Origin of the sequence: Priestia megaterium, from assembly GCF_041941685.1 — a bacterium.
GTDB classification, from domain to species: Bacteria; Bacillota; Bacilli; order Bacillales; family Bacillaceae_H; genus Priestia; species Priestia megaterium_C.
Genome location: NZ_CP130958.1, coordinates 4,026,255 through 4,049,829 on the forward strand (window position 1 = coordinate 4,026,255; position 23,575 = coordinate 4,049,829).

Here is a 23,575-nt window from a genome sequence, read left to right on the forward strand (position 1 = left end):
ATAAATGAGTGCAATCTATTTTAACATAAATGACTTCTATTCTGTCATATGTTCTGTTTATAAACATAAAAACAGCAGGGATACAAATCCCCGCTGCTTCATTACTTCGCTAGCAGTTCTTTCACTGTTGAAACAAGATTGTCAACTGACACTTCTAATGATTCCCCGGTTTTGCGTACTTTCACTTCTACAATTCCTTCAGATGCACGTTTACCAACTGTTACTCGAACAGGAAGACCAATTAAATCTGAATCTGCAAATTTTACTCCTGCACGCTCTTGGCGGTCATCTAACAGCACTTCAAAGCGATTATCTAATAACTCATTATATAATTTCTCACCTAGTTCACGCTGTTCATCATTTTTCACGTTAACTGGAATAACGTGCACTTGATAAGGCGTAACAGCTTCTGGCCATAGAAGACCGTTCTCATCATTAAATTGTTCTGCAATCGCAGCTACCGTACGAGAAACACCGATACCATAGCAGCCCATAATCATTGGCTGGCTGCGTCCGTTCTCATCTAGATACGTTGCTCCCATCGCTTCACTGTAGCGAGTTCCTAGCTTAAAGACGTGTCCGACTTCAATACCTTTAGCGAACTTAATAACGCCTTGTCCATCCGGTGACTGATCCCCTTCTTGGATGAAGCGGAAATCTTCGTAAGTTGCATTAAAGTTACGTTCATTCACATTTGTGTAGTGATAACCTTCTTCATTTGCTCCGCATACACCGTTAGCAATTGCTTTTACAGCATGATCAGCTACCACTTCTACTGAATCACTTACTCCAATCGGTCCTACTGAACCAACTGCGCATTTTAATACTTCTTTTGTTTCTTCTGGAGTTGCCAGTTCAACAACGGAAGCTTCAAAATAGTTTTTCACTTTAATATCGTTTACTTCGTGATCCCCGCGAACAAGTACAAGCACAAAACGATCATCTACTTTAAATAAAAGGGACTTGATACAAGAAGTCGCTTCAACATTTAAGAAAGAAGCTACGTCTTCAATGCTATGCTGATTTGGTGTTTCTACCTTTGTTAATTCTTTTTCAGCTTCACCTGATTTTTCATACGTATTTACAACCGGTGCCATTTCAACATTTGCTGCATAAGAAGATGTATCTGAATAAGCAATTGTATCTTCCCCGATTTCAGAAAGAACCATAAATTCATGCGTATCTTTTCCGCCCATTGCACCTGAATCAGCGATAACCGCACGGAAATTTAATCCACAGCGCTCAAAGATGCGGCTGTAGGCATCAAACATTTTGTCATATACTTCATCTAAACTTTCTTGAGAAGCATGAAACGAATATGCATCTTTCATAATAAATTCACGACCGCGTAATAAGCCAAAGCGTGGACGTTTTTCATCGCGGAACTTCGTTTGAATTTGATATAAATTCAGCGGTAAGCGTTTGTATGACTTCACTTCGTCACGAAGCAAGCTTGTGATAACTTCTTCGTGTGTTGCTCCCAAAGCAAATTCACGGCCGTGACGATCTTTCATACGCATTAACTCAGGTCCATATGAATACCAGCGACCAGACTCTTGCCACAATTCAGCTTGTTGTAAAGCAGGCATCAATAATTCGACAGAACCTGCACGGTCCATCTCTTCACGAACAATTTGTTCAACTTTTTGCAATACGCGCTTACCAAGCGGTAAAAAGCTGTACACGCCGCTTGCATTTTGGCGCATATAACCTGCGCGCAATAGAAGCTGATGGCTTTTTATATCCGCATCAGCTGGCACTTCTCTTAATGTAGGAATCAATGTAGAACTTTGTCTCATAACCTCGCACCTCTTTGCTTACTTCTCTATCTTATTTTTTTAAGGCGGACCATGCCGCAATTTTCATATAATCAGCGAGGGAATATCCCTCGCTGAGCGTATGTCTTATAAAAAGAACTTTTGAATATCGTTCCACGTTACAACGAGCATCAGCAGCATTAATAAAGCAAAACCGATAAAATGAACAATGCCTTCTTTTTGACGATCAATTGGCTTACCGCGAATTCCTTCTACAGCGAAGAACAATAGTCGTCCTCCATCTAAAGCAGGAAGTGGAAGCAAATTGACAATCCCTAAGTTAATACTTAAAACGGCTGCCCATTTCATTAAATAATAAATGCCTGACTGTGCTACTTGATCGGTTGCTGCGTAAATACCTACAGGACCAGAAAGCATATCCAGTTTGAACTGTCCTGTCACAAGCTTCCCTAGACCCGTTAAGATTTCTTTCATCCACGTATATGTTTCAGTAGCTCCGTGCGTGATCGAACCAATGAATGACTTTTCAACCGGTGCATATACGCCAATTAGTCCAATTGTCTGTTCCCCAACTTTGCGACTTTCAGGTGTAATTGGAATATCTAGCGTTTTGCCGCCGCGCTGAACCGTGAATGTAATTTGCTGTTCAGGATGTTTTTGAATTACTTTTACGACATCATCCCACGTTGAAACACTTTGTCCATCAATTGCTTGAACTTTATCTCCTTGTTTAAGTCCCGCATCAACGGCTACTCCATCTGATGTTAATTTGCCCATCACGGGTTTGTCAACAACATATCCTTGAGAAATCCCAAGAACGATAAAAATAACAAAGGCTAATATAAAGTTCATTAGCGGACCAGCGAAAATGGCTAGCGCACGCTGACCAAGAGTTTTGGAAGCAAACTGACGGCTGTAAGGTGCAATTTGAATTTCTTCTCCGTCCATAACGAAGTAAGATTCTTCTGCTACCTCGAATTTTTGCAGACGTTCATCTTCACCTTCTTCATAACCTGAAATAAATAGATTATGCTCTAAGTCTGCTTGCTCTACCTCAATAACTTTTGCATTTGGATGCTGTTCCTTGTTGTTAATAATGACTTTATTTACTTTGCCTTCCTTATCAAACATGAGGCCCACCATTTGACCAGGCTTAACTTCGATCATTTCTGGGTCTTCTCCAGCCATTCGAACAAATCCACCTAGAGGCAGCAAGCGAATGGTATAAACTGTTTCATCTCGTTTAAATGAAAAGATTTTGGGACCAAACCCAATGGCAAACTCACGGCATAAGATGCCTGCACGCTTTGCAAAAACTAAATGACCAAGCTCATGAAAGAATACAAGAGCTCCAAAAATGACGACAAACGCAATGACTGTGTTCAATGGGTATTACCCCCTTCATGTAATAGAGTCAAACCTCCACCCACCAGAAATAAATGAGTGGCTTCTCTCGCACGCACATTATCGAGAGATGGCGGATCTAACAAACTCTCTTGCTTCTAAATCTACTTCTTTAATAGTAGATAAACAAGGTTTCTGTATTACAGTATGTTCATTCATTGCTTTTTCAATCACATCTTCAATTTGTAAAAATGTAATGTGACCATCTAGAAAGGCTTGAACAGCTTCTTCATTAGCTGCATTTAAAACAGTCGGAAGTGTTCCACCCGCTTTGCCAGCCTCAAATGCAAAAGCTAAACAGCGAAAACGCTCTTCATCCATTTTAGCGAAGTGAAGCTGGCCAATGTCCGCCAAACTTAAACGCTTGGTGTTGGGCAAAGACATGCGTTTTGGATAGGTTAATGCGTATTGAATTGGCACGCGCATATCAGGCGTTCCAAGCTGAGCAATAACGCTTGTATCAGAATACTCTACCATAGAATGAATGATGCTTTCCTTATGTAACAATACATCAATTTTCTCATAGGGAAGATCAAAAAGCCAATGTGCTTCAATCACTTCTAGTCCCTTATTCATCATCGTTGCCGAATCAATTGTAATTTTAGCTCCCATTGACCAGTTTGGATGATTTAATGCATCTTCAACCGTTACTTCCTGTAGTTCTGCTCTCGTCTTATCTCGAAAGCTCCCTCCAGAAGCCGTTAAAATTAAACGGTCTATTGCTTTTTGATCTTGCCCTTGCAAACTTTGAAAAATAGCTGAGTGCTCACTGTCTACCGGTAAAATATCAGCGCCATATTCCTTGGCTGCTTCCATGACAAGGTGACCAGCGGTAACAAGTGTCTCCTTATTTGCAATAGCAATCGTTTTTCTCATTTTGATTGCTTCTAGCGTAGGAGTCAACCCTACACTTCCAAGAACAGCATTTACTAAAACTTCTGTGTATGGATGAGTTGCCACTTCCACAAGCCCTTCTTCTCCATAAACAAATCGAATAGAAGGGAATTCTGCTTGCAGTGACAGACAATCTTCTTTCTTCATCACAGAAACAAGGGCTGGCTTACACTGCTGAATAATCTTTCTTGCTTCATTAATATTTCGACCTACAGAGATTGCTGAGAGCTCAAAATGCTCCGGATGCGCTCGAACAATATCAACGGTTTGAGTACCGATTGAACCTGTAGCTCCTAACAAGGAAATTTTCTTCAAGTATATTCACTCCTATTAAAACAAAGACATCTTTTTTATAGAGATAATAAAAAAGCTAAAATTGGCATGATGAACATTAAACTGTCAAAACGGTCTAAAATCCCACCATGACCCGGTAAAATCTTTCCTGAATCTTTTACGCCATAGTGACGTTTGAACGCTGATTGTACAAGATCACCCATCTGTCCAAATAACGATACGATAATACCAATTACAAGTAGTTCGCTCATAGTTTGATCAATATTTGCTAAAAGCTTAAATACAATGGCTACTATAATAGCGCATACGACGCCACCAACAAAACCTTCAATTGTTTTATTGGGACTGATTTCCGGCCATAGCTTTCGTTTTCCCATTGCTCGTCCAATAAAATAAGCTCCGGAATCCGTCGCCCAAATAATAAGAAAAGCAAAGAACAAATAAACTAACCCGAACTCTTGACGAACCTCGATAAAATAATGAAAGCCAAAGCCAACATATACTGTCGTTAATAAAATAAACCCAACGTCATCGAAGGTGAATTTATTTTTAACTACAACCGTGTACATTAATAAAAGAAGGACAGCAGCAAGCGCTACTTCTATCTTATGTTCACTTAAGAATTGAAATGCAACATCTCTTCCATTTGGTAGTAAAAACACCCAGGTTAGCAATAAACTAATGATACTTGGAAAAGACATTGCTTTCAAATGTTTCATTTTTAAAAGCTCAATTACACCAACTGTTCCGATTACATACATGATAAGGGTAAAAGGTAACCCTCCAATTAAAACAATCGGCACAAATACCGCAAGTGCTACAATCGCGGTGATAATGCGCTGTTTCATCTTGTTTTCCACACCTTCTTATACACCACCAAAGCGGCGACCGCGCTTTTGAAACGCCTCGACTGCTTCGATTAAATGATTTTCTTTAAAATCTGGCCATAATACTTCTGTAAACCAAAACTCTGTGTAAGCTAGCTGCCAAAGCATAAAATTACTTAAGCGAAGCTCACCGCTTGTACGAATAAGCAAATCCGGATCTGGAAGGCTTTTGCTCATTAAATAGGAAGAAAATAAATTTTCTGAAATAGAAGAGGAAGCTATCTTTCCCTGTTCTACATCTTCTACCAATGACTGAATAGCACCCATGATTTCGTGACGGCTACCGTAATTGAGCGCGAAGTTTAAAATCAGCCCTGTGTTATGCTTTGTTTTTTCAATTGCGTTATCCACGGCTCGAATCGTATGGGCAGGGAGCTCACTTTTATCCCCCATAATACGAACTTGCACATTTTTTTCAATTAGCTCAGGCAGAAAGGTTGTTAAAAATTCCTCTGGCAATTTCATTAAAAACTCGACTTCAGTTTTGGGGCGCTTCCAATTTTCAGTAGAAAATGCATATAAAGTTAATACTTTAACACCTAATTCATTGGCCAATCTGGTCACATGACGCACTACCTTCATTCCTTCATGATGGCCCATCATGCGAGGAAGAGCTCGTTTTTGCGCCCAACGACCGTTCCCATCCATAATAATTGCAATATGTTCAGGAACAGGGTGCTGTTTCACTTGATCTTTTCGTTCTGACAAAGACAGTGTATTTAAATCTTGACTTTTCTTCCATGCTTGAAATTTTCTTAACATGCAAAGGTCCCCCGTTGTACGCTCTCACATAAACGCGTGGCTTATGTGAGTTTTTTCTTACTACACATTATTAACAAAAAAACCCCCTGTAAACAATAGAGGGTCTTTTACAATATATTTTACCTTGAAATGACTTAAACTGCCATAATTTCTTCTTCTTTATCTTTTGCCACTTTATCCACTTTTACGATATGGTCATCTGTTAGTTTTTGAATGTCATCACTGTAGCCGCGTAAATCGTCTTCAGTAATTTCACCTTTTTTCTCTAACTTTTTGAAATCATCGTTTGCATCACGGCGTACGTTACGAACCGCAACTTTTGCTTCTTCAGCATATTTTTTCACCATTTTCACTAACTCACGACGACGTTCTTCCGTTAAAGCAGGAATCGATAAACGGATAATAGTTCCATCGCTTGTAGGTGTTAACCCTAAGTCAGATTTTAAAATAGCTTTTTCAACTTCACCAATTTGTGATTTGTCATAAGGCTGAATAACAAGCATACGAGCTTCAGGCACGCTTACTTGCGCCAATTGGTTAATTGGTGTTGGTGCACCGTAATATTCTACCGTTACACGGTCAAGAAGTGACGCGCTTGCACGTCCAGCACGAATTGATGCTAGTTCGCGGCTAAATGATTGAATTGCTTTTTCCATTCTTTCTTTTGCGTTTTGCAACACTTGTTTTGGCATGTTTATTTCCCCTTTACAATTGTTCCAATGTTTTCGCCTGTAACGGCACGTTTAATATTGCCTTCTTCCGTAATTGAAAAAACAATTAGCGGAATATCATTGTCCATACATAATGAAGAAGCTGTAGAATCCATAACAGCTAGTCCATCTTTTAAAACATCAATATACGTTAATGTTTCGTATTTTACAGCATCAGGTACAAGCTTAGGATCTGCATTATAAACGCCATCGACGTTGTTTTTAGCCATTAAGATAACGTCAGCTTCGATTTCAGCTGCACGCAAAGCTGCTGTTGTATCTGTAGAGAAATAAGGGTTTCCTGTACCCGCGGCGAAAATAACAACGCGTTTTTTCTCAAGATGACGAACAGCTTTTCTTCTAATATAAGGCTCTGCTACTTGTCTCATCTCGATAGAAGTCTGAACTCGTGTTTGCACACCAATGTTCTCTAAGCTATCTTGAAGAGCCAAAGAGTTCATTACTGTTGCTAGCATTCCCATATAATCAGCAGCGGCACGATCCATACCCATTTCACTGCCAATTTTACCACGCCAAATGTTTCCACCACCAACGACTACAGCAATTTCCACACCTAATTCATAAACGGCTTTTACTTGTTCAGCAACAGATTTGATGATGGATGGGTTAATACCAAACCCCTCTTCACCAGCTAATGCTTCTCCACTTAACTTTAATACGATACGATTATATTTTGCTTGACTCATGCTTACCTCCATCGTTAACGGTGAGATCTCTTTTGTAAAAAAGGGAACACACAGTGTTCCCTATACGGTCAAACCCTTACTTTTTAACTTGGTTCATTACTTCTTCAGCGAAGTTGTCTTGACGTTTCTCAATACCTTCTCCTACTTCAAAACGAACGAAGCTTTCAACAGTAGCGCCTTTGCTCTCAACGAACTGACGTACTTTTTGATCAGGATTTTTAACAAATGTTTGATCTAGTAAGCAAATATCTTCGAAGAATTTGCCAAGGCGACCTTCAACCATTTTTGCAACGATTTTTTCTGGTTTGCCTTCGTTTAATGCTTGTTGAGTTAATACTTCGCGCTCACGCTCAGTTTCTTCAGCAGAAACTTGGTCACGAGAGATGTATTTAGGGTTGATTGCAGCGATGTGCATAGCAACGTCTTTTGCAACAGCTTCTTCAGTTGTACCAGATAATACTGTTAACACACCGATACGTCCGCCAGCATGTAGGTAAGCACCGAATGCATCAGCATCAGTTTTTGTTGCTACAGCGAAACGACGTAGAGATAATTTTTCTCCGATTGTAGCGATTGCAGAGTTGATGTGTTCTTCAACAGTTGCACCGTTTTCCATTTTTTGAGTAGCAGCTTCTGCAGCGTCAGCTGGTTTGTTAGCTAAGATGTGAGCAGCTAATTCTTTTGTTAATTTTTGGAAACCTTCGTTTTTCGCAACGAAATCAGTTTCAGAGTTAACTTCTAGGATAACAGCTTCGTTACCTTGAGTTTCGATGTAAGTTAGACCTTCAGCAGCAATACGGTCTGATTTTTTAGCAGCTTTTGCAATACCTTTTTCACGTAAGAAATCGATTGCTTGCTCCATATCACCGTTAGTTTCAGTTAACGCTTTTTTACAATCCATCATACCAGCGCCAGTTTTTTCACGTAGTTCTTTTACCATTTGAGCAGTAATTGCCATAATGTGTAGCCTCCTTGTTTGGGTATGTAATTAATGTATATAAATGGGTTAAATCTTTTCAAAAAAAGGTGATAAAAGGCTATTCCCTCTTATCACCTTTCACGGAATTAAGCAGTAGTTGTTTCAGTTTCAACTGCTGTTTCTTCACCTTGTTTAGCTTCTAGAATAGCATCAGCAACTTTAGAAGTTAAAAGTTTAACAGCACGAATTGCATCATCGTTTGCAGGGATTACATAATCAATTTCGTCTGGATCACAGTTAGTGTCTACGATACCAACGATTGGAATGTGTAATTTTTTAGCTTCCGCTACTGCAATACGCTCTTTACGAGGGTCAATGATGAATAATGCATCTGGAAGTTGTTTCATATCTTTAATGCCGCCTAAGAATTTTTCAAGACGCTCTAACTCTTTTTTAAGTTGAACTACTTCTTTCTTAGGTAGTACTTCGAAAGTACCGTCTTCTTGCATTTTTTCGATATCTTTTAAACGTTTGATACGTTTTTGGATAGTTGAGAAGTTAGTTAATGTACCACCTAACCAACGTTGGTTAACAAAGTACATACCAGCGCGAGCTGCTTCTTCTTTAACAGAATCTTGAGCTTGTTTTTTCGTACCTACGAATAAAACAGTACCGCCGTCTGCAGCTAATTCTTTAACGAATTTGTACGCTTCTTCTACTTTCTTAACTGTTTTTTGAAGATCGATAATGTAGATGCCGTTACGCTCAGTGAAGATGTATTTCTTCATTTTTGGGTTCCAACGGCGAGTTTGGTGACCGAAATGTACACCAGCTTCTAGTAATTGTTTCATTGAAATTACTGACATGTGTTTTTCCTCCTAATGGTTTTAAGTCTCCTCCGCTCATTTCATCTTCAGCCGAAACTACAAAAAGTAGCACCATCAACCGAATCAACAAGCGTGTGTAATAACACCAAAAACAAATATAGCACACTCCTTTTTCACAAGCAAGCGTTTCATTAAGTTTATTGATGAAATTTCAATAATAATTCAATTTCAGTTTTCCCTCTGTGTAAATGTTTTGCAATTTCTTCAATTGTTAAGCCTTTTCCCTTTAAATAAACGGAAAATTCTTTTATCTCTTCACCTGACAAATCTTGAATTTGGTCTGTAGTTAATTCATCAAAAGGTGTGCGTATATGCTTCTGATTTTCTTCTATAGAAAGAAGTTCATGCAGCGACAGGGAAGGCTCACTTTTTAGATCCACCCTTTGAACAGGCACGTCTTCTTCATCTACCAAAGGTGATTTTACGCTGCTTTTTTCCACTTCCGAAGAAAGCGAAGTGGAACGCTCTCGAAGCTGCCTTAAAAACTGCTCGTTTTGTTCCTGAAATTCAGCGAGATATGAACTCATCGCAGCTTCCATTTTATTTATATTTTGCTGGTGCAAGCGTTCAATCCTTTTCACTTTGGTCACTTGCATATATAAAAGAATAATGCAAAACAGTGATAGACCATGAATTAAAAAACTAACTGTGAATAAAAACCCCATCCTTTTACCTCTTTGTTAAATTATTTTGCTTAAACTCGTACGCATTTTAAACAGCGCTTTCGAATGAATTTGAGAAATACGTGAAGTAGATAGCCCTAACAGCTGTGCGATTTCTGTGAAAGTCAACTCTTCTTTATAGAATAATGAAACAACGAGCTGCTCTTTTTCATTTAGCTGCTCGATAACTTCAGCAAGCTCTTGATATCGTTCGTCGTTAATTAGCTCCTCTTCAGGAGAGAGCGTTTTTTCATCTTTAATCGTATATTTTTGCTCTCCATCTTCATACTCTTTCGGCTGTTCTTCCATTGACAACACGTTAGCTAAAAAGCCTTCATTCATCGTATGAACGACATCTGCTTCTGTCATGCCTACTTCTTTTGCAACCTCACTTGGTGCAACTCTGCGCAAGTATCTTTGTTCAAGTGCTTCTGTTGCTTGCTCAATCCTTTTCGTCTTTTCCCTTGCGCTTCTTGATAACCAATCTTCTTTACGAAGCCCGTCTATTATCGCCCCTCGAATTCGAAAAGATGCATATGTATCAAACTTTAAGTCTCTACCGTAATCAAACTTTTCCAAAGCATCGTAAAGGCCGATTAAACCTAAACTACGAAGCTCTTCTTTATGAATATTCTTCGGCAGCCCCACGCTAATCCGCTGAACGTGATAGTTAACGAGCGGCATATACTTTTTAACAAGCATGTTTCCCGCATGTGAGTCTCTCGTCTCTATCCATTCCTGCCAAGTTTTATGTTCTTCAACTTCTTGTATACTTTTCAAGGGTCTTTCAACTCCTTTTTATAGCGCTATTAAACGGTCAGAGCGCGCTTTATATCGTTTTTATCCCTTCGTTAATCGTACGAACCTTTAAAATAGCCGTTTGAGGATCAAATTCAATTGTGCGTCCGCTGTGTCCTCCTGTAGCTTTTGCTGCAATTTCTACACTGTTTCTATGCAGCTCTCTCTCTACTGCTTGAACATTTCGAAGGCCAATTCGCATGACATCATTTCTTGGTTCAAATTGAAACATCTGCGCGCCTCCTGCTATTTTTGCTTTTAACAATTTTCTATGTGCGCCTTGTTTAATCAACATATTTATCAAATCAAAAATGGCTGTATCTGCATATTTAGCTCTATTAAAAGGACATTTAGCCCCGCTTGAATCCGGAAGCATCACATGAGCGAGCCCAGCTACTGAGTGAATAGAGTCATAAACGACAACTCCTACACATGATCCTAATCCCGCTGTTCGAAGCACTGCGGGTGCATGTGTAACATTCATCTCGGCAATTCCTACCTTAATCACTTGTTTATCATCTCTCACGATTCTTCAACTCCTAGAACCTTCAGCGTGATATCCATTATTCGTTTGGTTCACTGGAGGTGGTCTTCTAAAGAGAGCACTTTAGGTAAATTTAGAAGAACAATTAAACGGCTATCTACTTTAACCACTCCGTTTAAGTATTCTACAGCTGTTCCTTCAACTGTTTCAGGCACTGAAGCAATCGTTTTTTCATCAATATCCACTACATCATTTGCCGCATCCACAATCAAACCTGCTTCTACATCATTAAGACGAACCATAATAATACGTGTCAGCTCATGGTTGAGCTGTTCTTGCAAGTTAAAACGAGTGCGCAAATCAATAATCGGTGTAATAACACCGCGAAGATTAATAACACCTTTTACATATTTTTTTACCCCAGGAACACGTGTTATGTGCTGAATCTTTTCAATCGACTGCACTTCTTCTACTGAGATTCCGTACTCCTCGTCTCCCAATTGAAACACAATAATTTTCATGCCTTTCTCCCTTTCTCTTTACAGCATTTGTTATTTAATCAAAGCGTTGCAATCAATGATAAGTGCTACTTGTCCATCGCCTAAAATTGTGGCTCCTGAAATAGCAAATACACCCGGCAGATAATGACCTAAAGATTTTAAAACAATTTCCTGCTGACCGATAAAAGAATCAACAATTAGCCCGGCGGTCTTTTCTCCTTTTTTCACGATGACTACTGAATAATGATCGCCTTGTACTGAGTTAGGCACAGTGAATAGTTCTTTTAAATCAATAAGAGGAATAATGGCTCCTCGAAAGTCAATAACCTTTTGACCGTGTACATGCATGACCTCTTTCGGCTGAACAATAGCTGTTTCAATAATCGAAGAAAGCGGCAAGGCATAGCGCTCTTCACTCATTTGCACGAGTAAAGCAGAAATGATAGAAAGAGTGAGCGGCAGTTGAATAGAAAAACGCGAACCGTACCCTTCGTTAGAATCGATCGTTACAGAACCCCCTAGCGATTCAATCGTGTTTTTCACGACATCTAAACCTACTCCTCGTCCGGAAACATCTGAAATTTGCTCAGCCGTCGAAAAGCCCGAAGCGAAAATGAGCTCGTACACTTGTTTATCCGTCAGCGTTTCAGCTGTTTTTCCATCAATAATTCCTCGATCTAACGCTTTTTGCAGTACCTTTTCACGATTGATGCCCGCCCCGTCATCTTCTAAATCAATAAAGACATGATTTCCGCTATGATAAGCTTTAAGGCGAATCGTTCCCTTTTCATTCTTTCCGTTCTCTAAGCGTGCTTGAGGCATTTCAATTCCGTGGTCAACGGCATTTCTTAATAAGTGAACAAGCGGATCTCCAATTTCATCAATGACGGTCCGGTCCAGCTCTGTATCAGCTCCGACAATGTGAAGTTCAATTTGTTTCCCTAAATCTTTTGAAAGCTGTCTCACCATACGGGGAAAACGATTAAAGACGGTTTCTACAGGCACCATACGCATATTTAAAATAATCGTTTGCAAATCTCCAGAAATACGAGACATCCGCTCTACCGTTTCGTCTAATTCGCTATTATTCAATTCTTTTGATATTTGTTCTAACCTGCCTCTATCAATAACTAGTTCTTCAAACAAGTTCATGAGACTGTCCAAACGGTCAATATTAACTCGAATCGTCTTGTTATTTGAGGGCTGTCTTTTCTCTTCAACAGGCGATTTAGAAGGTGCTGACACAGTAACTTCCTGTATGGCTGCTGCTACTTCTGGTGAAACCAGCTCCTCCATTTCTGTCTCCTTTTTTACGGGGACCGCAGCAATTTTTACACTTTCTACTTCAGAGACTTCCATAATGCTCGCCTGCAGCTTTTCTTGTGATTCGTTTGTTACTAATATAACGATAAAAGATGATTCAAATTTTTCTTGTTCAATATCTTGAACAGTTGGCGCTGACTTAATGACGTCTCCTGCTTGCTCTAACACATCAAATACCATATAAGCGCGTGCAGCTTTTAATAAGCAGGTGCGTTCAAGCTGGCTTCAGTTTCTTTAAGTTCATTTGCTGTCTTGCAAACATGACCTCTTGTTGCAGCCTCTCAATCACTCGTTCGGCACTTGTTAAAAACTGCTGAAATGACGTAATTTCTAAAATAGAAAGCCCTTGCTTCATTTTGCCCGTATGCTGTTCAATCAGCGTTTCTTTTTCTTTTAACTTTTTATAAAGCTTTTCACCCGCTGTTTCAAACTGCTGTAAGGATTGATTATATTGAGATAGCAGTTCATCTTTTTCATTTGACTTGATTGCCATTATTTTAGATAACCTAAATTCATATGCCATATTTACTCACCTTTCACAAACAGTTCACAGAGCTTTGTTACACTTGTTTCAAATGATGGATGTTCGTTCGTTTTTTGTTTTAAAAATGCATCAATGACAGGATGATAGTGGATGGCCTCATCAATGTAAGCAGAAGATCCTCTTTTGTAGGCACCTATGTTAATTAAGTCTTCAGAATTAGCATAGGTAGCCATTAATGAACGCAGTTTTTCAGCTGCTTCTTTATGCCGTTCACTTACGATATGGTTCATCACGCGACTAACGCTTTTTAAGACATTGATGGCCGGATATTGACCTTTATTGGCCAGCTCCCGGTCTAGTACTATATGTCCGTCTATAATGCCTCGCACCGTATCCGAAATAGGTTCGTTCATATCATCACCGTCTACTAATACAGTGTAAAAAGCAGTAATAGATCCATATTGATTAGTTCCTGTACGTTCAAGCAGCCTTGGCAAGCTAGCAAAAACAGATGGTGTATAACCTTTGGTAGTCGGAGGTTCACCTACGGCTAATCCAATTTCTCTCTGAGCCATTGCTACACGAGTAACAGAATCCATCATCATCATGACGCTCAGCCCCTCATCTCGAAAGTATTCAGCAATAGAAGTAGCTGTATATGCTGCTTTCATTCGAAGGAGAGCAGACTGATCCGAGGTAGCAACTACTACAACGGAGCGCTTTAACCCTTCCTCTCCAAGATCTCGCTCAATAAACTCTCTAACTTCTCTTCCTCGCTCGCCTACAAGGGCAATGACATTGATATCTGCTTTTGTATTGCGTGCAATCATCCCGAGCAGCGTACTTTTCCCAACACCGCTTCCTGCAAAAATACCTATGCGCTGTCCTTGACCTACTGTTAGCAAACTATCAATCGTTCGTACCCCTACTTCAATCGGCTGTTCAATAGGCGGACGCTCTAAGGGATTAGGGGGCTTGGTCGGTTAAAACAAACGGCAAATAATGAGAAAGTTCAGACCCATCTAAAGGGTTCCCTAACGAATCAAGCACTTGACCTATTAACTCTTTCCCCACGCTTACCTGCAGAGGTTTTTCTGTCGTTTCCACTAGGCAGCCAGGTCCGATATATCGAACAGACGTATAAGACATTAAAACGACGTGCTCACCGTTAAAACCAACAACTTCTGCACGAATTTTATCTCCTCGTTCACTAAGATGAATAAAGCAAACATCTCCTATTGACGTTCTAGGTCCTTTAGATTCAATCATCATTCCTACTACTCGGCTGACTTTCCCGTACCGTTTAAAAGAAGATGTGCGCGGGATTTCATGAATGAGTTGTGCGACTTTCATGTTTACTCTCCTCTAACAAACGTTCTTTTAATTTTTTCTTCATTTCCGTTAACTGACTATCAAAAGACGCAACAAGACGCCCATAAGAGGAATCGATGACACAATCCATTTCCTGAAGATTTTCATCTGCATAAATAAATAGCCCGGTTTCTCCGTTTAATAAATCGAACAGTTCTCGTTTATGTTCACATACATATGTATATTTTTTCGGAGAAACAAAAAGCTGAATTTCTTTATGTTCTCTAACTTCTTTTAAAGACCTTGCAACAAGTGATAAAAATGATTCATCTCTTTGAAGCTGCTCATTTAAAATCGTTTCAGCTAGGGCGAAACCTAATTCAAAGATGACTTCTTCAGATTGATTTATATATTCGTAGTACTGATTCTTTGTTTCGTCAACAATGTTTCGCGACATGGCTAATACATGCTCATACTCTTGTTTTCCTTGAAGCAGCCCTTCTTCGTATCCTTCTTCATAGCCTCGCTTTTGTTCTTGTTGAAACAGCAGCACCTTCTCTTCTTCCCACTGCTTTTTCAAACGTTCAACTTCGTTTCGAGCTTGTTTGCGGTAAGCGTCTGCCTCGGCCTTTATTATTTCAGCTTCGCTGTGCGCTTGTTCAATAACGTGCTGTGCATTTTCTTGCTGAAGATGTTCTTCTGCTGGCTCATCTTGTATCGGAAAACCAAATGGAATGACTTGAATGTGCTTCGCATTTTCGTCTGAAAGTTTGTTCGTATAAGTTGATTTAATGATATTAGACAATAATATCGTCTCCTCCACCTCGAGCTAGTACAATTTCACCAGCATCTTCTAAACGTCTAATTGCAGCAACGATACGTGACTGAGCTTCCTCTACATCTTTCAAACGCACAGGACCCATAAATTCCATTTCTTCTTTAAACGTTTCGACCATACGACTAGACATATTTTTAAAAATAATAGATTTCACTTCTTTACTTGCTACTTTTAAGCTCAACAATAAATCATCATTTTCTACATCTCGTATCACACGCTGAATAGAACGGTTATCGAGCGTTACGATATCCTCAAATACAAACATTCGCTGTTTGATTTCTTCTGCTAATGCCGGATCTTGAATTTCAAGCGTATCAATAATAATTTTTTCAGTTGCTCGGTCTACTCCATTTAATACTTCAACTACTGCTTCTAAACCACCAGTTTGGGTATAGTCTTGGGTAACAGTAGCAGAAAGCTTTCTCTCTAAAATTTGCTCCACTTCATTAATAACTTCCGGAGACGTACTTCCCATCGTTGCAATCCGTCTTGCAATATCCGCTTGCCTTTCCTGAGGCAGTGATGATAAGATTTGTCCTGCCTGCGGCGGCTCTAAGTAAGATAAAATAAGGGCAATCGTCTGAGGATGCTCATGCTGAATAAAATTTAACAGCTGCATAGGATCAGCTTTTCTGGCAAAGTCAAACGGACGAACTTGCAAAGAAGAAGTTAATCGATTGATAATCATCATAGCCTGCTCTGGTCCAAGTGCTTTTTCTAACACCTGTTTCGCATAGCTTACTCCTCCTTTTTCAAGGTAATTTTGAGCAAGCGTTATTTGTTCAAACTCATGAAGCACAGCTTCTTTTAGGGAAGGTTCCACTTTTCTTACCGAAGATATTTCAAGCGTTAACTGCTCAATTTCATCTTCACTGAGATATTTATAGACAGAAGCTGAGACATCCGGACCAAGGGAAATCAACAAAATTGCTGCTTTTTGCTTTCCAGTTAACTCATTTTTTCGCATAGCCTTTACCATTAGCTTCCCTCCTAATCTTCACTAATCCATGTTCGCAGCAGTTTTGCAAACTCTTCCGGGTCTTGCTTCGCTAACGTTTCAAGATGGCTTTTTGTTTGCTGTTCAGCACTTAAAACCGGGGCTTTTTGTGCCGCTTCATATGCTTCAAAAGTTTCATCATACTCTTCATCATATTCCTCTTCATCTAAGTCTTGACGCCTTTTCCTAACCAGCAGCACAATAAGAACAACAATAATAAGCAGCAGTGCTCCTCCGGTTATATACATCCACAATGGAATCGAACTTGCTGTGTTGTCAGCTGTTTCTTGTCCATTAAACGGCTGAACGGAAACGGTAATCTTATCGCTGATCGCATTATCCGAGAGTGCTTTCGTATTTGCATCTTTTGAAATAGAAGTACGGACAATTGTACCTAACATTTTTTGAACGTCTGACTCAAGCGTATCGGAAACTTGTGATTTCCCTTTTGCATTGGACGGATCTATCATTACTTGAATGCCAAGGTCTTGAATTTTGTATGGACTTTCGACGATTTCTTTATGAATTCGATTCACTTCATAATTAATTCGTTCTTCATTTTTTTCGTAATCTCCGTCTCCACTTGTTGTGCTAGATGAGTAATTTGTTGTATCTTGTTCCCCAGTGCCAGCAACGCCTCCATCTTGAGCATTTTTACCGGAAAATGTTTCATTAATTTTTTCAGCACTAACGGCAATTCCTTGCATATTATCTTTATCAACAGGCTCTACTAGTTTTTCTTCACGATTTTCCTGTGTAAAATCAAGATCTGCCGTAACAGAGACCATTACTTTATCTTGACCGACCAGTCTTCCTAGCATTTGCTGTACTTGACGCTGAATATCTCGCTCAACTTCTTTTTTCGCTTCATTCTGCGAAGCAAATGAGCTAGAAGCGGAATTCGTTTCGTTACCTTTTAAATCAAAGTACTCAAAATACTGGTTCATAATGACGATATTGTCTGTAGGAAGGTTTGGGACACTTTTTGAGACTAAATGATAAAGAGATTTGATTTGCTGATCATCAAACTTATAGCCAGCTTTCGTGTTGAGCACAATCGATGCAGATGCTTCTCCCTGCTTTTCATTCGCCCATACGCTTTCATTGGGAAGGGTAATCATCACTTTTGCATCGTTGACTCCTTGGATGTTTTTCATTAAGTTAGCCAATTCAGTTTGCATCGCATCGAGTTTTAACACATCAAATTCATTATCTGTCATCCCAAAGCTTGCGTTTTTCCCAAAAAATGAATAATCGATACTTCCGCTATCGGGAATTCCTTGTGCAGCTAAATCGACTTTTAGGGAGTCAACGCTTTGTTCAGGTACTGAAATGGTTGTTCCGTTATCAGATATTTCTGAAGGAACACTTCTAGCATCAAGCTCTGCTTTGATTTGTCCTGTTTCTTGAGCGGATAGATTGCTATAAAGCGGGACAAATTTATCTTGGTTTAAAAAAACAGATGCTAAACTAATGACTAGAATAGCCGCAAGAGGAGCAGTGATAAGGGCTATTTTCTGTCCTTTTTTGCGGTTATTCCAAAAGACTTTCATCTTATCTCGATAAAGAGCTATTCTTTCATTCATGGTATTCCTCCGGTTATTACTATTTTCATTTTCTTTAATAACCGCTCAATTACATTTGCATTCTCATCATTTCTTGATAGGCTTCAACAGCTTTATTGCGTATCTCAAGAGCCGTTTGCATCGTAATACTTGCTTTTTGAGCAGTAATCATTACATCTTGGAGTTCAATATTTTCTCCTTTAGCAAGCTTTTCAGTCGCTATATCCGAAGCGCGTTGAGTATTGTTTAATTCATTGATTGAGTCTTTTAAAAACGTTGAAAACTGTTGCGTTGTTTGTCCAGTGCTAGTAGAGGCTGCTGTTTTTGCTAATGCTACTTGGTTACTAATACTATTAATCATTTCACCACTCCTTTATTTTCCAATTTCTAATGCTTTTGTTAACATGCTTTTGTTTGTATTAAAAACCGTGACATTCGCTTCGTAGGATCGAGTAGCACTAATTAAATCTGTCATTTCCTTTAAAGGATCTACGTTCGGCATCTGCACGTACCCTTGGTCATTCGCATCTGGATGAGTCGGGTTATATACTAAATTAAAAGGAGTATTATCTTCTACGATATCTGTGACTTTTACACCATTGTTTTGACTTTTATTGATTTCGGAGTGTAAGAAGGACGAAAAAGAAGGCGAACGGTCAGACTGCATGACAACCATTTTTCTTTTATAAGGCTGCCACTCACCATTAACGTACATCCCTCTTGTCGTTTCAGCATTCGCCATGTTAGATGAAACAACGTCCATCCTTAAACGATTGGCAGTTAAAGCTGAAGATGTAATATTCATATTTTGAAAAATAGTCAAACTCATTTACCTCCTCTAATGACTGTTTGAAGAGAATTAAATTTTCCATTTAAACGATCTACTAGCGCCTCATAGTAAATTTGATTTTCAGCCATATCCGCCATCTCTTTATCCATATCCACATTGTTTCCGTTTGTTTGATAGGAAGTGTTTCCTTGGTGGGTAATCACTCGCTGAGATGAATCGGAAAATGGGATATGTTTTGAATCAGTCCGATATGCTTCTAACTCGTTATGTAATAAATCTCGAAATTCACTCGTACGCGATACTGTTTTCGATTTATAGTTTGGAGTATCAACGTTTGCAATATTTTGTGCACTCGTCTGCTGCTTTTGTGACGCGTAGCTAATTCCATTTTCGATTGTTTGAAAAGTAGTTGAAAACAAACTCAATTCTTACACCTGCTTATCTATTCTATTTTCCTCAAAAATGAGACAAATTTCGACTTTAGTACCATAGAACTTATTGTAAGAAAAACTTCATGCAATGCCTATCCTTTTTTAAGAACTTTTGGACTATAAACCAAAATTTTCATTCATTTCCCAAGCATATTTTAACATCAATGCTATACTTTAGCTCTATTTTTTAAATTGAAAATCAATATATATACCATAAGTCCTGAACAATATGTAATAAAATTAACGATTTGTAATCAACTAGAATCTTTTCACTATTTAAAGATTCTATAATATAATTTTTAGATTTTTATATGAAGTTTTTTAAAGATTTATAAAAATAGTGAATGAATCGTCTTAGCCCACAGCGAATCTTTTCGTACTGAGAGCATACAAAAAAAGCATACGGGCAAAGCCCGTGTGCTTTTTGGTTCATAAAGTTAGTTAGATTTTAATTTTTCAAGCTCTACTAAGAATTTGTTGTTAAGAACTTTAATGTAAGTTCCTTTCATTCCTAAAGAACGTGATTCAATAACGCCAGCACTTTCTAATTTACGTAGCGCATTTACGATTACTGAACGTGTAATTCCAACGCGGTCAGCAATTTTACTTGCTACTAATAGTCCTTCATTTCCATTTAACTCTTCAAAGATGTGCTCAATAGCTTCTAACTCACTGTATGATAATGAGCTAATTGCCATTTGTACAACAGCTTTGCTACGTGCTTCTTCTTCAATTTCTTCTGCTTTTTCACGAAGAATTTCCATACCTACTACCGTTGCACCGTATTCAGCAAGGATTAAATCATCGTCTTCGAACTGACGGTCTAAACGAGATAGTACAAGCGTACCTAGACGCTCTCCGCCTCCGATAATTGGAACGATTGTTGTTAGTCCTGCATCAAATAAGTCTTTGTTTTCAACTGGGAAAGCTGTATATTGACTTTCAATGTTTAAGTTAGAAGATGTTTCTTGAATGTTAAATAAGCTTTGAGTATATTCTTCTGGGAACTGGCGTGCTTCTAACATATCTTTCATGCGCGCATTCTCAATTTGCTGTTTAACAGCGATTCCTAATAATTTACCGCGACGGCTTACTACGAATACGTTTGATTCGATCACTTCGCAAAGTGTTTCAGCCATTTCTTTAAAGTTTACTGGTTTACCAGCTGCTTTTTGTAGCATTGCATTAATCTTTCTAGTTTTCCCTAATAAATCCATTAGTACTCTTCCTCCTGCGATTTCAGTTCTATAAAATAAATTGACTCAAATCTTTGTTTTTAGCGATTTTTTCTAATTTTTCTTCCACGTACTGCGGAGTAATCACAATTTTCTCTAATGTTACTTCTGGTGCTTCAAACGATAAATCCTCTAGCAAACGTTCTAAAATCGTATGAAGCCTTCTTGCACCAATATTGTCTGTATCTTGATTTACCTGATATGCAATTTCTGCAATCTTACGTATAGCATCGTCAGAAAATTCAATTTGTATACCTTCAGTTTCCAATAATGCCGCATATTGCTTTAATAACGCATTATCTGGCTCTACTAAAATGTTTATAAAATCTTCAACGGTTAGCTTCGTTAATTCAACGCGAATTGGGAATCGACCCTGCAATTCTGGAATTAAATCCGACGGTTTTGATACATGGAAAGCACCGGCTGCTACAAATAAAACATGATCAGTTTTGACTGCGCCATATTTTGTAACAATCGTTGACCCTTCTACAATTGGTAAAATATCTCGCTGTACGCCTTCACGTGAAACATCAGCGGAAGATGAATTACCACTTTTCTGAGCAATTTTATCAATTTCGTCAATGAAAATAATTCCGTATTGTTCTGCACGATTCACAGCTTCTTGCGTCACTTCATCCATATCAATCAATTTTTGCGCTTCTTCATTTGTTAATACTTTTCGTGCATCTTTAACAGTAAGCTTGCGCTTTTTTTGTTTTTTAGGCATAAAATTGCTTAAGGCATCCTGCATGTTCATGCCCATTTGTTCCATACCCGAACCTTGTAACATATCAAACATAGAAGGCTGTTGCTCTTCTACTTCAATTGTGACATAATGATTTTCAAGCTCTCCTAAAGCAAGCTGATGAGCAATCTGCTTGCGCTTCGTTGCAATATTCGTTTCCTCATCTTGATCAGGATCCGTATCGCTTGACTGTGTACCGTTTGAAAAAATCATTTCAAACGGATTTTTAAACGATTGCTGCTTCTTTTTGCTTGGAACAAGAAGCTCTACTATGCGCTTGTTTGCATTTTCTTCTGCGCGATCACGCACGCCGTTCATTTTTTCTTCTTTCACAAGTCGAACTGACGTTTCCACTAAATCACGAACCATTGATTCTACATCGCGTCCTACATATCCAACTTCCGTAAATTTTGTTGCCTCAACCTTAATAAAAGGTGCACCGACAAGCTTAGCTAAGCGGCGTGCAATCTCGGTTTTACCCACACCTGTAGGACCAATCATTAAAATGTTTTTCGGCACAACTTCATCACGTAAAGATTCGTCTAGCAGACCGCGTCGATAGCGATTTCGCAGCGCAACAGCGACCGCTTTCTTTGCCTTCGTTTGACCAATAATATACTGATCGAGCTTTTCTACAATTTGTCGAGGTGTTAAATGAGAATTCATAAAAAAATCCCCTTTCCTACAGTTCTTCTACAATAATATGATCATTTGTATAAACACATATCTCACTTGCTACATCTAAAGCTGCTTTTGCAATTTCTTTAGCTGTTAAATGTTCGCCTGCATGTTGTTTTAATGCACGTCCCGCTGATAAAGCATAATTTCCGCCTGATCCAATTGCTAAAATGCCGTCGTCCGGTTCAATAACTTCACCCGTTCCTGATACTAACAGTAAGTTATCTTTGTTCATAACAATAAGCATTGCTTCTAACTTTCGCAATACTTTGTCACTTCTCCATTGTTTAGCAAGCTCAACGGCTGCACGCTGAAGATTTCCGTTATACTCTTCAAGCTTCGTTTCAAATAATTCAAAAAGAGTGAATGCATCAGCTACTGAACCTGCAAAGCCGGCAAGAACTTGCCCTTGAAATAGACGTCTTACTTTTCGAGCAGTATGTTTCATCACAACAGCATTTCCGAACGTTACTTGTCCGTCCCCAGACATGGCACATTGACCGTTATGCTGAACCGCAAAAATCGTAGTAGCATGGAAAGTAGACAAATTAACTCCTCCTTTTATGCGCGAGGATGGTGATTCATATAAACTGCCTTTAAACGATCCTTCGTCACATGTGTGTATATTTGAGTGGTTGATAAATGTTCATGACCTAGCATTTCTTGAACTGTACGTAAATCTGCCCCTTCATTTAACATATGAGTCGCAAAAGTATGCCGCAAAACGTGTGGACTAATATGTATATTCTCAGCGGTCTTCTTTACTAACTGATCAATGACTAAGCGTATGCCTCGGTCTGTCAACGGTGTCCCCTTATAATTTAAAAAGAGCGAATGAGTATCAGAAGGAGCCTTTTTTAAAAGAAGCTTTCTTCCATTATCTATATATACTCTAATGGCGTCCTTGGCATAACAGCCAAATGGCACGTACCGTTGTTTTTTTCCTTTGCCATATACGAGCAAAGTTTGAAGTGAAAAATCTATATCGCTAAGCTTAATAGATGCGCATTCACTCACTCGTATTCCGGTGGCATACAGCAATTCTAATAGAGACTGATTACGCTGCCCTAACGGAGTTGTTAAGTCATTCATTTGAAATAATTTCACAATCTCCTCTTCATACAGGAAGCGAGGATTTCGCTCTTCCTTTTTAGGAAGGGTAACGAGCGCAAATGGATTATCTTCTACTAATTCTTCTCTATTTAAGTAACGATAAAACGTTCTCAAACAAGAAATTTTGCGTGACATCGATCTTTTTGAATACTGCTTTTCATATAGGCGTGTTAAAAACAGCCTTGCATCAGCATATGTAACACTTTGTAGGTTTTGTATTTGCTCTTCCTGCATAAAAGACATGAAGATACCTATGTCTTTTTCATAGCAGTCAACTGTATATTTTGAATAGTTTTTCTCAATTTGTAAATATTCTAGAAAGGAATTTAATACATCTTTAACAAATTCCAATGTTATCACCTCACAAGGGCTACTAAAT

At 38.8% G+C, this 23,575-nt stretch carries 24 protein-coding genes and 2 pseudogenes; all 26 read right to left on the reverse strand.

What is annotated here, in order from left to right; all coding sequences use genetic code 11:
- Positions 1 to 101 precede the first annotated feature (101 nt).
- Entirely contained in the window at positions 102 to 1,799 is a 1,698-nt protein-coding gene (locus Q5794_RS21340) for a proline--tRNA ligase (RefSeq protein WP_214984428.1), read from the reverse strand.
- A 105-nt stretch (positions 1,800 to 1,904) separates the two neighbouring features.
- Entirely contained in the window at positions 1,905 to 3,164 is a 1,260-nt protein-coding gene (gene rseP / locus Q5794_RS21345; protein WP_025750292.1) for an RIP metalloprotease RseP, read from the reverse strand.
- A 78-nt stretch (positions 3,165 to 3,242) separates the two neighbouring features.
- Complete coding sequence (dxr, locus tag Q5794_RS21350) at positions 3,243 to 4,391, reverse strand: 1-deoxy-D-xylulose-5-phosphate reductoisomerase (protein ID WP_268574925.1); 1,149 nt, start codon at positions 4,389 to 4,391, stop codon at positions 3,243 to 3,245.
- 35 nt (positions 4,392 to 4,426) lie between these two features.
- Positions 4,427 to 5,218 carry a phosphatidate cytidylyltransferase gene (locus tag Q5794_RS21355; protein WP_214984426.1) on the reverse strand — a complete coding sequence of 264 codons (792 nt, stop codon included), beginning with the start codon at positions 5,216 to 5,218 and terminating at the stop codon, positions 4,427 to 4,429.
- Positions 5,219 to 5,236: 18 nt separating this feature from the next.
- Complete coding sequence (locus tag Q5794_RS21360) at positions 5,237 to 6,019, reverse strand: isoprenyl transferase (RefSeq protein ID WP_214984425.1); 783 nt, start codon at positions 6,017 to 6,019, stop codon at positions 5,237 to 5,239.
- Between the two features lie 134 nt (positions 6,020 to 6,153).
- A complete protein-coding gene (frr, locus tag Q5794_RS21365) occupies positions 6,154 to 6,711 on the reverse strand; it encodes a ribosome recycling factor (protein WP_013058847.1) in 558 nt (185 codons plus the stop codon).
- Between the two features lie 2 nt (positions 6,712 to 6,713).
- A complete protein-coding gene (pyrH, locus tag Q5794_RS21370) occupies positions 6,714 to 7,436 on the reverse strand; it encodes a UMP kinase (protein ID WP_013058848.1) in 723 nt (240 codons plus the stop codon).
- A 76-nt stretch (positions 7,437 to 7,512) separates the two neighbouring features.
- Positions 7,513 to 8,394, reverse strand: coding sequence for a translation elongation factor Ts (tsf, locus tag Q5794_RS21375; RefSeq protein ID WP_013058849.1), 882 nt, complete (start codon positions 8,392 to 8,394; stop codon positions 7,513 to 7,515).
- A 107-nt stretch (positions 8,395 to 8,501) separates the two neighbouring features.
- Positions 8,502 to 9,221: a 30S ribosomal protein S2 gene (gene rpsB / locus Q5794_RS21380; RefSeq protein ID WP_013058850.1), complete on the reverse strand. Its 720-nt coding sequence runs from the start codon at positions 9,219 to 9,221 to the stop codon at positions 8,502 to 8,504.
- Between the two features lie 158 nt (positions 9,222 to 9,379).
- On the reverse strand, positions 9,380 to 9,907 hold the full coding sequence (locus tag Q5794_RS21385; RefSeq protein WP_214984424.1) for a hypothetical protein: 528 nt from the start codon (positions 9,905 to 9,907) through the stop codon (positions 9,380 to 9,382).
- A gap of 15 nt (positions 9,908 to 9,922) precedes the next feature.
- The gene (locus tag Q5794_RS21390; protein WP_214984423.1) at positions 9,923 to 10,684 is read right to left on the reverse strand and encodes a FliA/WhiG family RNA polymerase sigma factor; all 762 of its coding nucleotides are present in this window, start codon (positions 10,682 to 10,684) and stop codon (positions 9,923 to 9,925) included.
- A 49-nt stretch (positions 10,685 to 10,733) separates the two neighbouring features.
- A complete protein-coding gene (locus Q5794_RS21395; protein ID WP_311591382.1) occupies positions 10,734 to 11,228 on the reverse strand; it encodes a chemotaxis protein CheD in 495 nt (164 codons plus the stop codon).
- Between the two features lie 50 nt (positions 11,229 to 11,278).
- The gene (locus tag Q5794_RS21400) at positions 11,279 to 11,707 is read right to left on the reverse strand and encodes a chemotaxis protein CheW (RefSeq protein WP_013058854.1); all 429 of its coding nucleotides are present in this window, start codon (positions 11,705 to 11,707) and stop codon (positions 11,279 to 11,281) included.
- A 30-nt stretch (positions 11,708 to 11,737) separates the two neighbouring features.
- Positions 11,738 to 13,231, reverse strand: a pseudogene (locus Q5794_RS21405) (chemotaxis protein CheA); the annotation flags it as partial.
- A complete protein-coding gene (locus tag Q5794_RS21410; RefSeq protein ID WP_251033880.1) occupies positions 13,224 to 13,532 on the reverse strand; it encodes a flagellar FliJ family protein in 309 nt (102 codons plus the stop codon). The pseudogene Q5794_RS21405 and the gene Q5794_RS21410, both read right to left, overlap by 8 nt.
- A 2-nt stretch (positions 13,533 to 13,534) precedes the next feature.
- Positions 13,535 to 14,846 (reverse strand): annotated as a pseudogene (gene fliI, locus Q5794_RS21415) (flagellar protein export ATPase FliI).
- Positions 14,821 to 15,609, reverse strand: coding sequence for a flagellar assembly protein FliH (gene fliH / locus Q5794_RS21420; protein ID WP_214984421.1), 789 nt, complete (start codon positions 15,607 to 15,609; stop codon positions 14,821 to 14,823). Before fliH ends, fliI begins: the two are co-directional and overlap by 26 nt.
- Positions 15,602 to 16,621 (reverse strand): flagellar motor switch protein FliG, encoded by a 1,020-nt coding sequence (gene fliG, locus Q5794_RS21425; protein WP_374988415.1) that lies wholly within the window; start codon positions 16,619 to 16,621, stop codon positions 15,602 to 15,604. Before fliG ends, fliH begins: the two co-directional genes overlap by 8 nt.
- A gap of 11 nt (positions 16,622 to 16,632) precedes the next feature.
- On the reverse strand, positions 16,633 to 18,225 hold the full coding sequence (fliF, locus tag Q5794_RS21430; RefSeq protein WP_214984419.1) for a flagellar basal-body MS-ring/collar protein FliF: 1,593 nt from the start codon (positions 18,223 to 18,225) through the stop codon (positions 16,633 to 16,635).
- Positions 18,226 to 18,274: 49 nt separating this feature from the next.
- Positions 18,275 to 18,565, reverse strand: a complete 291-nt coding sequence (gene fliE / locus Q5794_RS21435; RefSeq protein ID WP_214984418.1) for a flagellar hook-basal body complex protein FliE — start codon at positions 18,563 to 18,565, stop codon at positions 18,275 to 18,277.
- A gap of 12 nt (positions 18,566 to 18,577) precedes the next feature.
- Positions 18,578 to 19,027 carry a flagellar basal body rod protein FlgC gene (gene flgC / locus Q5794_RS21440; protein WP_214984417.1) on the reverse strand — a complete coding sequence of 150 codons (450 nt, stop codon included), beginning with the start codon at positions 19,025 to 19,027 and terminating at the stop codon, positions 18,578 to 18,580.
- A gap of 2 nt (positions 19,028 to 19,029) precedes the next feature.
- Positions 19,030 to 19,419: a flagellar basal body rod protein FlgB gene (gene flgB, locus Q5794_RS21445; RefSeq protein ID WP_214984416.1), complete on the reverse strand. Its 390-nt coding sequence runs from the start codon at positions 19,417 to 19,419 to the stop codon at positions 19,030 to 19,032.
- A 443-nt stretch (positions 19,420 to 19,862) separates the two neighbouring features.
- A complete protein-coding gene (gene codY, locus Q5794_RS21450; RefSeq protein ID WP_013058882.1) occupies positions 19,863 to 20,642 on the reverse strand; it encodes a GTP-sensing pleiotropic transcriptional regulator CodY in 780 nt (259 codons plus the stop codon).
- A 28-nt stretch (positions 20,643 to 20,670) separates the two neighbouring features.
- Positions 20,671 to 22,071, reverse strand: a complete 1,401-nt coding sequence (gene hslU / locus Q5794_RS21455; RefSeq protein ID WP_057243086.1) for an HslU--HslV peptidase ATPase subunit — start codon at positions 22,069 to 22,071, stop codon at positions 20,671 to 20,673.
- Between the two features lie 16 nt (positions 22,072 to 22,087).
- Positions 22,088 to 22,630: an ATP-dependent protease subunit HslV gene (gene hslV, locus Q5794_RS21460; RefSeq protein ID WP_013058884.1), complete on the reverse strand. Its 543-nt coding sequence runs from the start codon at positions 22,628 to 22,630 to the stop codon at positions 22,088 to 22,090.
- A gap of 14 nt (positions 22,631 to 22,644) precedes the next feature.
- Positions 22,645 to 23,547 carry a tyrosine recombinase XerC gene (xerC, locus tag Q5794_RS21465; protein ID WP_214984415.1) on the reverse strand — a complete coding sequence of 301 codons (903 nt, stop codon included), beginning with the start codon at positions 23,545 to 23,547 and terminating at the stop codon, positions 22,645 to 22,647.
- Between the last annotated feature and the right edge of the window lie 28 nt (positions 23,548 to 23,575).

Coding starts and splice junctions, on each gene's coding strand:
- Q5794_RS21340 (WP_214984428.1), bottom strand. CDS start 1,799: ATGAGACAAAGTTCTACATTGATTCCTACATTAAGAGAAGTGCCAGCT.
- Q5794_RS21355 (WP_214984426.1), bottom strand. CDS start 5,218: ATGAAACAGCGCATTATCACCGCGATTGTAGCACTTGCGGTATTTGTG.
- Q5794_RS21360 (WP_214984425.1), bottom strand. CDS start 6,019: ATGTTAAGAAAATTTCAAGCATGGAAGAAAAGTCAAGATTTAAATACA.
- frr (WP_013058847.1), bottom strand. CDS start 6,711: ATGCCAAAACAAGTGTTGCAAAACGCAAAAGAAAGAATGGAAAAAGCA.
- pyrH (WP_013058848.1), bottom strand. CDS start 7,436: ATGAGTCAAGCAAAATATAATCGTATCGTATTAAAGTTAAGTGGAGAA.
- tsf (WP_013058849.1), bottom strand. CDS start 8,394: ATGGCAATTACTGCTCAAATGGTAAAAGAACTACGTGAAAAAACTGGC.
- rpsB (WP_013058850.1), bottom strand. CDS start 9,221: ATGTCAGTAATTTCAATGAAACAATTACTAGAAGCTGGTGTACATTTC.
- Q5794_RS21385 (WP_214984424.1), bottom strand. CDS start 9,907: ATGGGGTTTTTATTCACAGTTAGTTTTTTAATTCATGGTCTATCACTG.
- Q5794_RS21400 (WP_013058854.1), bottom strand. CDS start 11,707: ATGAAAATTATTGTGTTTCAATTGGGAGACGAGGAGTACGGAATCTCA.
- Q5794_RS21410 (WP_251033880.1), bottom strand. CDS start 13,532: ATGGCATATGAATTTAGGTTATCTAAAATAATGGCAATCAAGTCAAAT.
- fliG (WP_374988415.1), bottom strand. CDS start 16,621: ATGGTAAAGGCTATGCGAAAAAATGAGTTAACTGGAAAGCAAAAAGCA.
- fliF (WP_214984419.1), bottom strand. CDS start 18,225: ATGAATGAAAGAATAGCTCTTTATCGAGATAAGATGAAAGTCTTTTGG.
- fliE (WP_214984418.1), bottom strand. CDS start 18,565: ATGATTAATAGTATTAGTAACCAAGTAGCATTAGCAAAAACAGCAGCC.
- codY (WP_013058882.1), bottom strand. CDS start 20,642: ATGGATTTATTAGGGAAAACTAGAAAGATTAATGCAATGCTACAAAAA.
- hslU (WP_057243086.1), bottom strand. CDS start 22,071: ATGAATTCTCATTTAACACCTCGACAAATTGTAGAAAAGCTCGATCAG.